The organism is Pseudomonas sp. P4_B3, from assembly GCF_056402295.1.
In genome coordinates this window covers 22,320-36,087 of sequence record NZ_JBFUHR010000023.1, presented here as the reverse complement: position 1 = coordinate 36,087, position 13,768 = coordinate 22,320, and the positions used below count along the sequence as shown (strand labels likewise).

Here is a 13,768-nt window from a genome sequence, read left to right as displayed (position 1 = left end):
CCGTTGCTGGTATTGGCCTGGCAACTTCAGCGTCGGGCCAGCACCACGCAAGCCGATGTCGCGCTGCTGCAAGAACGCCTGGCCATGGCGCAACTGGCGCAGGACGGATTGAATGCTCAGCTCGAGTCCAGTCGCGATGAAGCGGCTGATCTGACCCAGGCCAACGCCGCCAAACAGGCGGATCTGGCGGCGCTTCGTCGTGAAGTCGAACTGCTGCAGATCGAGCGCGACGACGCCCGGGACGCCGCCCATGCGTGGAATATCGAACGCGCCGGCAAGGAAGCCGAATTGCGCCGTCTGGATGCCCAGGCCGCGTCGCTCAACGCCGAATTGCGCGAGCAACAGGACAGTCATCAGCAACGCCTCAACGACCTGCAAGGTTCGCGGGACGAGTTGCGCGCGCAGTTCGCCGAGCTGGCGGGGAAAATTTTCGATGAGCGCGAGCAGCGTTTTGCCGAAACCAGCCAGCAGCGCCTGGGGCAGTTGCTCGATCCACTCAAGGAACGCATCCAGTCCTTCGAAAAACGTGTCGAGGAAAGCTATCAGAACGAGGCGCGTGAGCGTTTCTCCCTGGCCAAGGAGCTGGAACGACTGCAACAGCTGAACTTGCGCTTGAGCGATGAAGCCACCAACCTGACCCGCGCCTTGAAAGGGCAGAAGACCCAGGGCAATTGGGGTGAACTGATTCTGGAGCGCGTGCTCGAGCATGCGGGACTGGAGAAGGGCCGCGAGTACCAGACGCAGGTCAATCTCAAGGGACCGGACGGCGAGCGTTTTCAGCCGGACGTGATCATTTATCTGCCGGGCGACAAGCAGGTCGTGGTCGACTCCAAGGTCAGCCTGACGGCCTATCAGCAATACGTGGCGGCTGAGGACGAGGCCATCGGCCAGATCGCCATCAAGCAGCACGTGCTGTCATTGCGTAATCACGTCAAAGGCCTGGCCGGCAAGGATTACAAGCGTCTCGATGGCTTGCACAGCCTGGATTTCGTGTTGCTCTTCGTACCGATCGAGGCGGCGTTTTCTGCCGCGTTGCAGGCTGAGCCGACGCTGTTTCAGGAGGCATTCGACCGTAACATCGTGATCGTCAGCCCCACCACTTTGCTGGCGACCCTGCGTGTCATCGACAGCCTGTGGAAACAGGAGCGCCAGAGCCAGAATGCCCGGGAGATCGCCGAGCGGGCCGGGTGGCTGTACGACAAGTTCGTACTGTTCATTCAGGATCTGGACGAAGTTGGCAATCGCCTGCAGCAACTGGACAAGGCCTACAGTTCGGCACGCAACAAGCTGACAGAGGGGCGTGGCAACCTGGTCAGTCGCAGTGAACAGCTCAAGCTGCTGGGCGCACGGGCGAGCAAGAGCCTGCCGGCGGACTTGCTGGAGCGGGCGATGACGGATGTCGATGGGTTGGTCGAGTTGCCGGAATAAGCCCCCTCGCCACAGTGGGTAAAGTGTTAGCTTGCCGCGCTACAACGGCAAATACCGACTCAACAACGCCCGCAACGCCGCCGGTTTCACCGGTTTTGCCAGATAGTCCAGTCCCGCGGCATGCACCAGGTCGACCGTCTCCGGCCGGCCATCGGCGCTGATCACCACCCCGGGAACCGGCTCGCCCATTTGCGTGCGCAACCAGGCCATCAAATCGGTGCCTGTCTCGCCATGATCGAGGTGGTAATCCACCAGCGCCAATTGCGGGCGCACGCCTTCGCCCAGCAACGCTGCGCATTCTTCGCGATTGCGCGCGGTCCAGACCTGGCAACCCCAGCGGCTGAGCAGGCTGTTCATGCCGATCAGGATGCTGTCCTCGTTGTCGATGCACAGCACCTGCGCCCCATTGAGCAATTTGCCATTGAGCTCGGCGACTTTGACCGGCGCTGCGGTTTGCGCCCGGGCCAGGGGCACGCTGACGCTGAACACGCTACCGCGTCCCGGCCAGGAGCGTACGCGCAAGGTATGACCGAGCACGCGACATAGCCCGTCGGCAATCGCCAGCCCCAGGCCGAGGCCTTTTTCGGCCCGTGTCTGGTGGCTGTCGAGGCGCTTGAACTCTTCGAAAATCACCTGCTGCTTGTCTTCCGGAATACCTGGCCCACGGTCCCAGACTTCCAGGCTCAATGCTTCCCTGTGCCGGCGAACCCCCAGCAGCACCGGCCCTTTGCCGTAGCGGAAAGCGTTGGTCAGGAAGTTTTGCAAAATCCGCCGCAGCAGTTTGATGTCGCTGTCGACCCGTAGCGCGCTGCCGCGAACGCGGAACTCCAGTTTTTGTTCTCGCGCCATCACCTTGAACTCGGTACCAAGGGTGTCGAACAGTTCGTTGAGAGCGAATGGCTGGCGATTCGGGTTGATCTTGCCGTTCTCCAGGCGGGAAATGTCCAGCAGGTCGCTGATCAAGTCCTCGGCCGAGCGCAGTGAGCTGTCCAGGTGCTCGACCAGTTTCTGCGCTTCGCCGGACAAACCATCGTTCTGGTGGGAGAGGGCGGCGGAGAACAGCCGCGCCGCATTCAGCGGCTGCATCAGGTCATGGCTGACAGCCGCGAGGAAACGGGTCTTGGACTGGTTGGCCGCCTCGGCGGTGCCCTTGGCTTCGGTCAGGGCGACGTTGAGCTGTGACAATTCGTGGGTGCGTTCGGTGACCCGTTGCTCCAGGCCTTCGTTGGCTTCGGTCAGCGCCTGCTCGGCTTCGCGGAACGCGGTGATGTCGGTGAAACTCATGACGAAGCCACCGCCTGGCATCGGATTGCCGATCAGCTCGATTACCCGACCGTTGGGGAACAAGCGCTCGGAGGTGTGCGCGCGGCCCTGGCGCATCCAGTGCAGGCGGCGCGCGACGTGAACTTCCGCCTCGCCGGGGCCGCACAGTCCACGCTCGGCATTGTGACGGATGATGTCGGCAATCGGCCGGCCGACTCTGATCAGGCCATCCGGGTAGTTGAACAAATCCAGATAGCGACGGTTCCAGGCCACCAGTTTCAGCGACTGGTCGACCACGCTGATGCCCTGGGTGATGTTCTCGATGGCGCCTTGCAGCAACGCACGGTTGAATTGCAGCACCTCCGAGGCTTCGTCGGCGATGCGCACGACGTCTTCCAATTGCATCTCCCGGCCTTCAATGGCGGCTTTTACCACCGCGCGGGTCGAAGAGGCGCCGAGCACACCGGCCAGCAAGCGTTCGGTATGGGCGATCCATTCACTGTCGGCGTTCTGGTTCGGGTTGAAGCCTTTGCCCTGGCGATAGGCAAAGCGGATGAAGCTTTGACGGGCACGTTCTTCGCCGACGAAGCGCGCCGCCAGTTGCAGCAGGTCGTCGATCTGCACTGAAAGCATCGAGCGTGAGCTGGGGCGGGCACTGATTTCCTGGCCGATGAAGCGGCCCGCCTGCCAGTGCTCGGAAACCCGGGTGCGGGACAGCACCGAGACCCAGGCGAACAGCGTGAAGTTGCCTGCCAGTGACAGCACCACGCCCTGGGTCAGCGGGGTGATCGGCAGATTCAGTGGATTGCTGTGCAGCCAGGCCAGGCCCGGGAACGTGCTCAGGGACAGACCGAGGCTATTAGCGGCAATCGGCAGGATCAGGGTGTAGAACCACAGGAACGTGCCCGCCGCGAGGCCAGCGAAAACGCCGCGGCGGTTGGCCTGTTTCCAGTACAGCGCACCGAGCATGGCGGGGGCCAGTTGGGTCACGGCAGCGAAGGCGATCTGGCCGATTGTCGCCAGACTGGCGGTCGAGCCCAGCAGGCGGTAACTGACGTAGGCCAGCAGCAGAATGACCACGATGCTGACGCGGCGCACCGACAACATCCACTGGCGGAACACTTCGAACGGGCGCTCGGCGTTGTTGCGCCGCAGCAGCCACGGCAACAGCATGTCGTTGGACACCATGGTCGACAGCGCCACGCTGGCCACGATCACCATGCCGGTGGCCGCCGATGCGCCACCGATAAATGCCAACAGGGCCAGCGCCGGGTGCGCCTGGGCCAGGGGCAGGCTGATGACGAACGAGTCTGGCAACACCGAGCTGGGCAGCATCATCTGCCCGGCCAGTGCGATCGGCACGACAAACAATGCCGCGAGGGCGAGGTAGGCCGGGAATACCCACTTGGCCAGGCGCAGATCCTGAGGGTCGATGTTCTCGACAACGGTCACGTGGAACTGCCGCGGCAAGCAAATGATCGCCATCATCGCCACGCCGGTCTGCACCACCATCGACGGCCAGTTGATGGTTTCCTTCCAGTACTGTTCGAGTCGCGGCGCCAACATGGCCTGGTCGAACAGGTCGTCGAAACCGTCGTACAGGCCGTAGGTCACGAAGGCGCCGACGGCGAGAAACGCGAACAGCTTCACCAATGATTCGAAGGCGATGGCCATCACCATGCCGCGGTGGTGCTCCGTGGCGTCGAGGTTGCGGGTACCGAAGACGATGGTGAACAGCGCCAGCACTAGCGATACGATCAGCGCAGTGTCCTGGGCGCGGGTGCCCATGGCATCGGCACCGGCGCCGATCAGCAGGTTCACGCCGAGCACAATGCCTTTGAGTTGCAGCGCGATGTAGGGCAACACGCCGACCAGGCAAATCAACGCCACCACCACCGCCAATGACTGGGATTTGCCATAGCGTGCGGCGATGAAGTCGGCGATGGAGGTGATGTTCTCCTGTTTGCTGATCATCACCATTTTTTGCAGGACCCAGGGCGCGCCGAGCAGCAACAGGATCGGCCCGAGGTAGATCGGCAGGAACGACCAGAGCTGTTCGGCGGCCTGGCCCACGGCGCCGAAGAAAGTCCAGCTGGTGCAATAGACCGCCAGCGACAGGCTGTACACCCAGGCACGCACACGCGGCGGCAAGGGCGCGCTGCGACGATCGCCATAGAAGGCGATGGCGAACATGATGGCCATATAGGCCAGGGCGACGACGGCAATCAGCCCGGTGGACAGCGACATGGGGACTCCAGACAAAAGACTCCCGGGCTCCCGCCCGGACAGACAGTCTCGCACGACCGCCAGCGTTAGTCAGTGTCGACCAAGGTCGTGGCGTGGCGGGGTGTCGCAGGGGGATTTTCAGTGTCTGGACTGGCCCCATCGCGAGCAGGCTCGCTCCCACAGGGGCCTGCGAACACAGGGCAAATGTGGGAGCGAGCCTGCTCGCGAATGGTTTTTACTGATCCAGCGCAATCTCGATCAACCGATGCAACTCTTCGACCTCCAGCGGCGCCTCGGCAAACAGGATGCGAAACACCGTCGGCGCGGCGATCAGATTGATCAGCCGATCGACACTGGGCGTGGGCTCATCCGGATAGCGATCCAGAATCGTCTGCAGTTGCCCGCCAATGATCGTCGCGCAATAACCCGGCTTCAGCGCCGCCTGCACGTCGCACAGCATGTTGCGGCCGGGCTCGGAGCTCATCTCGTCCAGGTACTGCTCGGCCCAGGCCCGCACGTCGCCGTGAAGGCTGCCGGTGTTGGCCGGCTCGTTGTCGGGTTGCATGCGGGCGAGGGCGACGTCGGCCAGCAGCGCCGACACATCGCCCCAGCGTCGATAGATGGTGGACGGCGTGACACCCGCACGCGCAGCAATTTGCGGCACGGTTACACTGGCGCGGTCCTGTTCCTCGAGGAGTTGACGCACGGCCGAATGAATCGACTCTTGTACCCGGGCGCTACGGCCGCCGGGGCGTAATGTGGGAGCTGCCATCTTGTGTTTCCTGTATTGCACCGGATCTTGTGGCTGGCATCCGGTCCTGAAAGCCATGCATCGGACCTTAACACAAAGAATTTGCTTTAAGAGGGATCCAGTAGCACACTCCGCAAAAGCAAAAAATTAGCTTTTGCGGAGTGTATCCATGCCCGGTTCTCATTCAAATCGTGCCAGCCTGTGGTTTCTGGCTGTTACCTTGCTCAGTTTCCTGGCGGCTTCCACTGCGCCGACGCCGCTGTATCACCTGTATCAGGAGCAGATGCGGTTTTCGGCCGCGATGCTGACCCTGATTTTTGCCGTCTACGCCCTCAGCCTGTTGGCGGCGTTGCTGACGGTCGGCTCGCTGTCGGATTACCTGGGGCGCAAACCGGTAATCTTTACGGCGGTGATGCTGAACATCCTGGCGATGTTGCTGTTTATCAACGCCGACAGCGTTGCGTGGCTGATCAGTGCCCGGGTGCTGCAAGGGTTTGCCACCGGCATGGCGACTGCCGTGTTGAGTGCAACGTTGCTGGACACCGATCGCCAGCAAGGCCCGTTGGTCAATAGCGTCGCACCCTTGCTCGGCATGGCTCTGGGTGGAATGGGCTGCGGCTTGCTGGCCGAGTTTGCGCCGGCGCCGTTGCACCTGACCTATTGGCTGTTACTTGTTCTGTTCGCGATGCAGGCTGTAGTTGTCTGGCGTTTGCCGGAGAGTGTTACGCGCCAGTCTGGGGCTTGGGCATCATTGCGACCCACCCTGCATGTGCCGGTCCAGGCGCGCGCGACGTTATGGCGGGTGTTGCCGCTCAACACGGCGACCTGGGCGCTGGGCGGTTTTTACGCGTCGCTGGCACCTTCACTGGTGCGCACGGCGACCGGTTCAACGTCGAACCTGATTGGCGGGGCGACCGTCGCCGCATTGACGGTGACGGGCGCGTTGATGATTTTTACCCTGCGCAACCGACCTGCCACCCTGGCGCTGCAGTTGGGTGCCAGTTTGCTGCCGACGGGCCTTGTCCTGGTTTTACTGGGTGTGCATGGCGCCAGCCTGTCGCTGTTTTTCCTTGGCACCCTCGTTGCCGGTTGTGGATTCGGTGCGGGTTTCCTGGGGGCAGTACGCAGTCTGGTGCCGCTGGCCATGCCCCATGAGCGCGCGGGTTTGATGTCGGCGTATTACGTGCTCAGTTACCTGGCGTTCTGCTTGCCGTCGTTGCTGGCCGGAATCCTGACGCGGACGTTCGGCCTGGTCACCACCACCGATGGCTATGGCGTGGTGCTGATCGTCCTGGCCCTCGGCGCGCTGGTCGGCTTGCTGCGTCAGCGTTCTGCCAACGCCTGTGCGGCTAACCCATGAAAGTGGGTTGGCCGTTGGGCCTGTTTGAGTCTATATTTGCATAATAGATAAGATATAGAGATATTACCCGTTATATAGATATTCTATTCGGATCTAACATGGGCTCTACCTCACAAGAGGACAGGAGTTCGCCATGACATGCGCCAATAGCATCAAGCCCGGAATCAAACCTTTCAGTCACTTGCAGCATCCCCGCGAGGTGGTCCGCCAGTTCACCCCCAACTGGTTCGCGGCCACCATGGGCACCGGTGTGCTGGCGTTGGCACTGGCGCAATTGCCGCTCGCCATACCTGCCTTGCACGCCTTCGCCGAAGCCCTCTGGCTGTTCAACATCGCGCTGTTTCTGCTGTTTACGGCGCTATACACGGCGCGTTGGGTGCTGTTTTTCGACGAAGCGCGGCGGATTTTCGGCCACTCCACGGTTTCGATGTTTTTCGGCACCATCCCGATGGGCCTGGCGACCATCATCAATGGCTTCCTGGTGTTTGGCCTGCCGCGCTGGGGCGACGGTGTGATTCACGTCGTCGAGGTGCTGTGGTGGCTGGATGTGGCCATGTCGCTGGCCTGCGGTGTGCTGATTCCCTACATGATGTTCACCCGTCAGGAGCACAGCATCGACCAGATGACCGCGGTCTGGCTGTTGCCGGTGGTCGCGGCAGAAGTGGCGGCCGCCAGCGGGGGCCTGTTGGCGCCGCATCTGGCCGACGCTCAATCGCAACTGGTGGTGCTGGTGACCAGCTACGTGCTCTGGGCTTTTTCCCTGCCGGTGGCCTTCAGCATCCTGACCATTCTGTTGCTGCGCATGGCTCTGCATAAACTGCCCCACGAAAACATGGCCGCCTCGAGCTGGCTGGCCCTTGGTCCGATCGGCACCGGTGCGTTGGGCATGCTGGTACTGGGCGGCGATGCACCGCTGATTTTCGCGGCCAACGGTTTGCCAGGCGTCGGTGAGACTGCTGCAGGATTGGGTCTGGTGGCCGGCATCACCCTGTGGGGCTTCGGTCTGTGGTGGATGCTGATGGCGTTGCTGATCACTGTGCGCTACCTGCGTGCCGGCATTCCTTTCAATCTCGGCTGGTGGGGTTTCACTTTCCCGTTGGGCGTCTATTCTCTGGCGACGTTGAAGCTGGCCAGTACCTTGAACCTGATGTTCTTCAGTGTGTTTGGCTGTGTGCTGGTGGCATTGCTGGCGATGATGTGGCTGATCGTCGGCAAGCGCACGGTGCTGGGCGCCTGGCGCGGCGAGCTGTTTGTCTCGCCGTGCATTGCCGGATTGAAGAAATAACCGGCAAAGTTTAGGTAAGGTGTGGCCTGGATCGACTTTTGATAATCCAATAAGAATCCAGGCCACTCGTTACCTATCATCAGGGACACATGGAAGATGAGTCACCCCTCACAGTTCACCTTGCTGCGCACCCGGCGCTTCCTGCCGTTCTTCATCACCCAGTCCCTCGGGGCGTTCAATGACAACGTGTTCAAGCAGTCGTTGATCCTCGCCATTTTGTACAAGCTGACCATCGAAGGTGACCGCTCGATCTGGGTCAACCTGTGTGCGCTGCTGTTTATCCTGCCGTTTTTCCTGTTCTCGGCCCTGGCCGGGCAATTCGGGGAAAAGTTCGCCAAGGATGCGTTGATCCGCCTGATCAAGCTGGGAGAAATCGCCATCATGGCGGTCGGAGCGGTCGGCTTCCTGTTCGATCACCTGTCGTTGATGCTGGTGGCGCTGTTCGCCATGGGCACCCATTCGGCGCTGTTCGGGCCGGTGAAGTACTCGATCCTGCCACAGGCCCTGCGGGAAGATGAACTGGTAGGCGGCAACGGCCTGGTGGAAATGGGCACATTCCTGGCGATCCTCGCCGGCACCATTGGCGCCGGGATCATGATGTCTTCGGCGCATTACGCGCCGGTGGTGTCCATGGCGATCATCGGCACTGCCGTGCTCGGTTACCTGGCCAGTCGCAGCATTCCCCGGGCGGCGGCCGCGACGCCACAAATGCGCCTGAACTGGAACATTTTCAGCCAGTCCTGGGCCACGTTGAAACTGGGCCTTGGGCAAACGCCGGCGGTATCACGCTCGATTGTCGGCAACTCGTGGTTCTGGTTTGTCGGGGCGATTTATCTGACGCAGATCCCGGCCTATGCCAAGGAATGGATGCACGGCGACGAAACCGTGGTGACGCTGATTCTGACGGTGTTCTCGATCGGCATCGCGTTGGGGTCGATGCTGTGTGAGAAATTGTCCGGGCGTAAAGTCGAAATTGGGCTGGTGCCGTTCGGATCGTTCGGCCTGACTGTTTTCGGCCTGCTGTTGTGGTGGCATTCCGGCTCAATACCGGACAGCGCCGCCGGTCATGGCTGGATCGATATCCTCGGTTTCGGCCACGCCTGGCTGGTGTTGCTCGACATCCTCGGCCTGGGCGTCTTCGGCGGTTTCTACATCGTGCCGCTGTACGCGCTGATCCAGTCACGTACTGCGGAAAACGAACGGGCGCGGGTGATTGCCGCCAACAACATCCTCAATGCGTTGTTCATGGTGGTGTCGGCGATTGTCTCGATCGTCTTGCTGAGTGTGGCCAAGCTGTCGATCCCGCAGCTGTTCCTGGTGGTGTCGTTGCTGAACATCGGCGTCAACGCCTACATCTTCAAGATCGTCCCCGAGTTCACCATGCGTTTCATGATCTGGCTGCTCAGCCATTCCATGTACCGCGTCGAGCACCGCAATCTGGATTTGATCCCCGATGAAGGCGCGGCGTTGCTGGTGTGCAATCACGTGTCATTCGTCGACGCCTTGCTGATTGGCGGCGCGGTACGCCGGCCGATTCGCTTTGTGATGTATTACAAGATCTACAACCTGCCGGTGCTGAACTTCATCTTCCGTACCGCGGGGACGATTCCTATCGCGGGGCGTCAGGAAGACATCCAGATCTACGAAAAAGCCTTCACGCGCATTGCCCGGTATCTGAAGGACGGTGAGCTGGTTTGCATCTTCCCCGAGGGTAAATTGACCGCCGATGGCGAGATCAATGAGTTCAAGGGCGGGTTGACGCGAATTCTCGAGGAGACGCCGGTGCCGGTGATTCCGCTGGCCTTGCAGGGGTTGTGGGGGAGTTTCTTCAGCCGCGATCCGGGCAAGGGACTGTTTCATCGCCTGTGGTCGCGGGTGACGTTGGTGGCAGGGTCGGCGGTGGCGGTTGAGGCAGCGGAGCCGGTGGAATTGCAGCGATTGGTGGGGGAACTGCGTGGGGCCGTTAAATAGTTGTAGTCATTGAAGGCCTCTTCGCGGGCAAGCCCGCTCCTACAGGGATCGCGGGAGTGGTGAAAGTCTCCGACACACCATAAAACCTTGTAGGAGTGAGCCTGCTCGCGATTGGCGGTAGTCGCTTAAGCGCTAACCTTGAGCCCAACCAGCCCGGAAATGATCAACGCCACACTCGCCAACCGCACCAGCGCCATGGATTCGCCAAACAGAATGATCCCGGCGATCACCGTGCCAACGGCGCCGACCCCGGTCCAGATCGCATAGGCCGTACCCAGCGGCAATTCCTTCATTGCAAGGCCGAGCAAGCCAAGGCTGATAGCCATGGCCGCAACGGTCAACACAGTGGGGAGCGGGCGGGTGAAGCCGTCGGTGTACTTGAGGCCGACGGCCCAGCCGACTTCGAACAGGCCGGCGAAAAACAGAATGATCCAGGACATGAAGACCTCCATCGTCTGACGGGGTCGTCCCCTGATTAATGACTCGATCGAGCCGCGAGGTCGTCCTCGCGATGCGCAATATGGTGCCCAACATTGACCGGGTGATCAAGTTTTCGAGTCAATCACTGATCTGTTGCGCCGCCATTTCCCGATCCTGTTTCTCGCTCATGCGGCGGAAATACGTGGAGAGCAATGCCCCGGAAATGTTGTGCCAGACGCTGAACAATGCGCTGGGCACTGCCGCCAGTGGTGAGAAGTGCGCACTGGCCAGGGCCGCGCCCAATCCGGAATTCTGCATGCCGACTTCCAGGGCCAGGGACTTGCGCTGGGCCAGAGGCAGCTTGAACAGGCGCCCGGTGAAGTAACCCAGCAGGTAGCCAAAGCTGTTGTGCAGCATGACCACGGCCATGATCAACAGGCCGGACTCGGCAATCTTGGCCTGGCTGGCGGCGACGACTGCGGTGACGATGATCACGATGCTGATCACCGACACCAGCGGCAAAACGTCCACGGCGTGGCGAACCTTGTCGGCGAGCACCCGTTGGGCAACCACGCCCAGCACAATCGGCAGCAGCACCACTTGCAGGATCGACCAGAACAACTCCATGAATGACACCGGCAACCAGGCCGAGGCCAGCAGCCAGATCAGGGCTGGGGTCAGCAGCGGGGCGAGGAGGGTGGTGACGGCGGCGATGGCCACCGACAGCGCCAGGTCGCCACGGGCCAGCCAGGTCATCACGTTCGACGAGGTGCCGCTTGGGCAGCAGCCGACCAGAATCACGCCGACGGCGATTTCCGGCGGCAAGTGGAACACTTGGCAGAGCAACCACGCCACGCCGGGCATGATCACGAAATGTGCAACCACGCCCAGGGCCACGCGCCATGGATGGCGAGCGACTTCGGCGAAGTCTTCGAGTTTGAGGGTCAGGCCCATGCCGAACATCACCAGCCCCAGCAAGGGCACGATGGCGCCTTTGAGACCGAGGAACCACGCCGGTTGCAGAAACGCCACGACAGCGAAAATCAGTACCCAGTAGGCGAAGGTGTTGCCGACAAAACGACTCAATGCAGCCAGTGCGCGCATGGCTTGATCCTTGTTATGTGAAAGCGTTAGGGAGCTAAGCATACGCTGCTCGCAAAAAAAGATCGCAGCCTGCGGCAGCTCCTACAAGGAAACGCATTCCAGATGTAGGAGCTGCCACAGGCTGCGATCTTTTTACAGAGTCTAACGATTCAGGCGATCAGATGCCTTGCGGAGTCTCTTCGCCACCCAGCGCTTCAACCAGCGCCGGCAGGAAGTCGCCGAAAGTCAGCATCATCAGGGTGAAGCTGGCGTCCAGTTGGCCCAGGGCTTCGTCGCCGCCGTCCTGTTCCGCCTGGTCTTGCAGCAGGTCTTCGAATTTCAGGCGCTTGACCACCATTTTGTCGTCGAGGACGAACGACAGTTTGTCCTGCCAGGCCAGGGACAGTTGAGTGACCACTTTGCCCGTGCTCAGGTGCAGCTGGATTTCTTCGCTGGTCAGGTCCTGGCGCTTGCAACGCACAATGCCGCCGTCTTCGTGGGTGTCGCGCAGTTCGCACTCGTCCAGCACGAAGAAATCGTCCGCGGCTTTCTGGGTGGTGACCCACTCGGTCATGGTCGCGGTCGGGGACATCTTCACGGTCAGTGGACGCACCGGCAGGGTGCCGATCACTTCGCGCAGGGTCGACAGCAAGTCTTCGGCGCGTTTCGGGCTGGCCGAGTTGACCAGGATCAGGCCCTGTTTCGGCGCGATGGCGGCGAAGGTCGACGAGCGGCGGATAAAGGCGCGGGGCAGGAAGGCCTGGATGATTTCATCCTTGATCTGATCGCGCTCCTTCTTATAGACCTTGCGCATTTGCTCGGCTTCGATCTCTTCGACCTTTTCTTTGACCGCGTCACGCACGACGCTGCCCGGCAAAATACGTTCTTCCTTGCGGGCGGACACCAGCAGGAAGTCACCGCTGACGTGTACCAGTGGCGCATCTTCGCCTTTGCCGAACGGCGCGACGAAACCGTAGGTGGTCAACTCCTGGCTTGCACATGGGCGCGCCAGTTTGGTGGCCAGTGCAGTTTCCAACGCCTCGGCATCAACAGGCAGATCTTGGGTCAGGCGATAGATAAGCAGGTTTTTGAACCACATGGGGTGAGTCTCTCCTTTATACAAAGGGGGGCATTATTGTCTTCGCCGTGCCATAGGCCAACCTTTCTCTAAGCCTTTGGAAGGCCTCGGAAAATTATTTTAAAAAGTGCTTGCCAGAGGTTGGGTCGCTCCGTAGAATGCGCGCCACACCGAAGCGAAGGGTGATTAGCTCAGCTGGGAGAGCGTCTGCCTTACAAGCAGAATGTCGGCGGTTCGATCCCGTCATCACCCACCATTCGTTTCAAGTGTTACGCGCAGCGGTAGTTCAGTCGGTTAGAATACCGGCCTGTCACGCCGGGGGTCGCGGGTTCGAGTCCCGTCCGCTGCGCCATATTCGGTAACCTGGAACACTGAACGCCAGGTCACCACGGAAAAACCCGCTAACGCGGGTTTTTTTCTGTTCCAAGTTTGTATGTTGTTCCTGCGGGTTGCATCGTTTCACCGGTTTTTAGATTTTTTTGAAAAAAACTTCAAATAAATCAACACTTTATAAAAACCTGTGGCATAATGTGCCCCGCAACGAAGGTAAAGGGTGATTAGCTCAGCTGGGAGAGCGTCTGCCTTACAAGCAGAATGTCGGCGGTTCGATCCCGTCATCACCCACCACTTTCAACGCTACGCGCAGCGGTAGTTCAGTCGGTTAGAATACCGGCCTGTCACGCCGGGGGTCGCGGGTTCGAGTCCCGTCCGCTGCGCCATATTCGGTAACCTGGAACGCTGAACGCCAGGTCACCACAGAAAGCCCGCCTTGTGCGGGCTTTTTGCTGTCCGGGATTTGGCTTTCCTCGCTCTCTGTAGGAGCGAGCTAGCTCGCGAAGGTCGTGAACGATAACGCGTAAATTCAGATGCCCAGCGGCGCCCATGGCTTCTTCGCGAGCAAGC

At 60.8% G+C, this 13,768-nt stretch carries 9 protein-coding genes and 4 tRNA genes; 8 read left to right on the top strand and 5 right to left on the bottom strand.

Going from position 1 to position 13,768, the window contains the following annotated elements; genetic code table 11:
- Positions 1-63: 63 nt before the first annotated feature.
- Positions 64-1,428: a DNA recombination protein RmuC gene (locus tag AC1DWG_RS24440; RefSeq protein ID WP_162252406.1), complete on the top strand. Its 1,365-nt coding sequence runs from the start codon at positions 64-66 to the stop codon at positions 1,426-1,428.
- A 39-nt stretch (positions 1,429-1,467) separates the two neighbouring features.
- Here the strand turns inward: AC1DWG_RS24440 and AC1DWG_RS24435 are convergent, their stop codons facing one another.
- Together AC1DWG_RS24435 and AC1DWG_RS24430 are read right to left on the bottom strand one after the other, a co-directional pair.
- Positions 1,468-4,938 (bottom strand): hybrid sensor histidine kinase/response regulator, encoded by a 3,471-nt coding sequence (locus tag AC1DWG_RS24435; RefSeq protein ID WP_477788447.1) that lies wholly within the window; start codon positions 4,936-4,938, stop codon positions 1,468-1,470.
- 214 nt (positions 4,939-5,152) lie between these two features.
- Positions 5,153-5,689 carry a TetR/AcrR family transcriptional regulator gene (locus tag AC1DWG_RS24430; protein ID WP_477788446.1) on the bottom strand — a complete coding sequence of 179 codons (537 nt, stop codon included), beginning with the start codon at positions 5,687-5,689 and terminating at the stop codon, positions 5,153-5,155.
- Positions 5,690-5,837: 148 nt separating this feature from the next.
- On the opposite strand from AC1DWG_RS24430, the gene AC1DWG_RS24425 reads away from it, so the two are divergent.
- From AC1DWG_RS24425 to AC1DWG_RS24415, 3 genes are all read left to right on the top strand, one after another.
- A complete protein-coding gene (locus tag AC1DWG_RS24425) occupies positions 5,838-7,028 on the top strand; it encodes an MFS transporter (protein WP_477762450.1) in 1,191 nt (396 codons plus the stop codon).
- Positions 7,029-7,161: 133 nt separating this feature from the next.
- Positions 7,162-8,313, top strand: a complete 1,152-nt coding sequence (locus AC1DWG_RS24420) for a TDT family transporter (protein ID WP_477762449.1) — start codon at positions 7,162-7,164, stop codon at positions 8,311-8,313.
- A 96-nt stretch (positions 8,314-8,409) separates the two neighbouring features.
- Entirely contained in the window at positions 8,410-10,284 is a 1,875-nt protein-coding gene (locus AC1DWG_RS24415; protein ID WP_477762448.1) for an MFS transporter, read from the top strand.
- Positions 10,285-10,409: 125 nt separating this feature from the next.
- Here AC1DWG_RS24415 and sugE read toward each other — a convergent pair whose 3' ends face one another.
- From sugE to rdgC, 3 genes are all read right to left on the bottom strand, one after another.
- Positions 10,410-10,724, bottom strand: a complete 315-nt coding sequence (sugE, locus tag AC1DWG_RS24410; RefSeq protein ID WP_007977599.1) for a quaternary ammonium compound efflux SMR transporter SugE — start codon at positions 10,722-10,724, stop codon at positions 10,410-10,412.
- A gap of 118 nt (positions 10,725-10,842) precedes the next feature.
- The gene (locus AC1DWG_RS24405; protein WP_477754090.1) at positions 10,843-11,808 is read right to left on the bottom strand and encodes a bile acid:sodium symporter family protein; all 966 of its coding nucleotides are present in this window, start codon (positions 11,806-11,808) and stop codon (positions 10,843-10,845) included.
- Positions 11,809-11,965: 157 nt separating this feature from the next.
- Entirely contained in the window at positions 11,966-12,886 is a 921-nt protein-coding gene (gene rdgC / locus AC1DWG_RS24400) for a recombination-associated protein RdgC (protein ID WP_007969735.1), read from the bottom strand.
- A gap of 159 nt (positions 12,887-13,045) precedes the next feature.
- Between rdgC and AC1DWG_RS24395 the strand changes: the two genes are divergently transcribed.
- The 4 genes from AC1DWG_RS24395 to AC1DWG_RS24380 all read left to right on the top strand — a co-directional run bounded on the left by AC1DWG_RS24395 (position 13,046) and on the right by AC1DWG_RS24380 (position 13,584).
- A tRNA-Val gene (locus AC1DWG_RS24395) sits at positions 13,046-13,121 on the top strand.
- 19 nt (positions 13,122-13,140) lie between these two features.
- A tRNA-Asp gene (locus tag AC1DWG_RS24390) sits at positions 13,141-13,217 on the top strand.
- 199 nt (positions 13,218-13,416) lie between these two features.
- A tRNA-Val gene (locus tag AC1DWG_RS24385) sits at positions 13,417-13,492 on the top strand.
- A 15-nt stretch (positions 13,493-13,507) separates the two neighbouring features.
- Positions 13,508-13,584: transfer RNA gene (locus AC1DWG_RS24380), tRNA-Asp, on the top strand.
- The last annotated feature ends 184 nt before the right edge of the window (positions 13,585-13,768 follow it).

Excerpts from the sequence above, each read along its gene's own strand:
- AC1DWG_RS24435 (WP_477788447.1), bottom strand. The coding sequence starts at position 4,938 with ATGTCGCTGTCCACCGGGCTGATTGCCGTCGTCGCCCTGGCCTATATG.
- rdgC (WP_007969735.1), bottom strand. The coding sequence starts at position 12,886 with ATGTGGTTCAAAAACCTGCTTATCTATCGCCTGACCCAAGATCTGCCT.
- AC1DWG_RS24415 (WP_477762448.1), top strand. The coding sequence starts at position 8,410 with ATGAGTCACCCCTCACAGTTCACCTTGCTGCGCACCCGGCGCTTCCTG.
- AC1DWG_RS24425 (WP_477762450.1), top strand. The coding sequence starts at position 5,838 with ATGCCCGGTTCTCATTCAAATCGTGCCAGCCTGTGGTTTCTGGCTGTT.
- AC1DWG_RS24420 (WP_477762449.1), top strand. The coding sequence starts at position 7,162 with ATGACATGCGCCAATAGCATCAAGCCCGGAATCAAACCTTTCAGTCAC.
- AC1DWG_RS24430 (WP_477788446.1), bottom strand. The coding sequence starts at position 5,689 with ATGGCAGCTCCCACATTACGCCCCGGCGGCCGTAGCGCCCGGGTACAA.
- AC1DWG_RS24405 (WP_477754090.1), bottom strand. The coding sequence starts at position 11,808 with ATGCGCGCACTGGCTGCATTGAGTCGTTTTGTCGGCAACACCTTCGCC.
- sugE (WP_007977599.1), bottom strand. The coding sequence starts at position 10,724 with ATGTCCTGGATCATTCTGTTTTTCGCCGGCCTGTTCGAAGTCGGCTGG.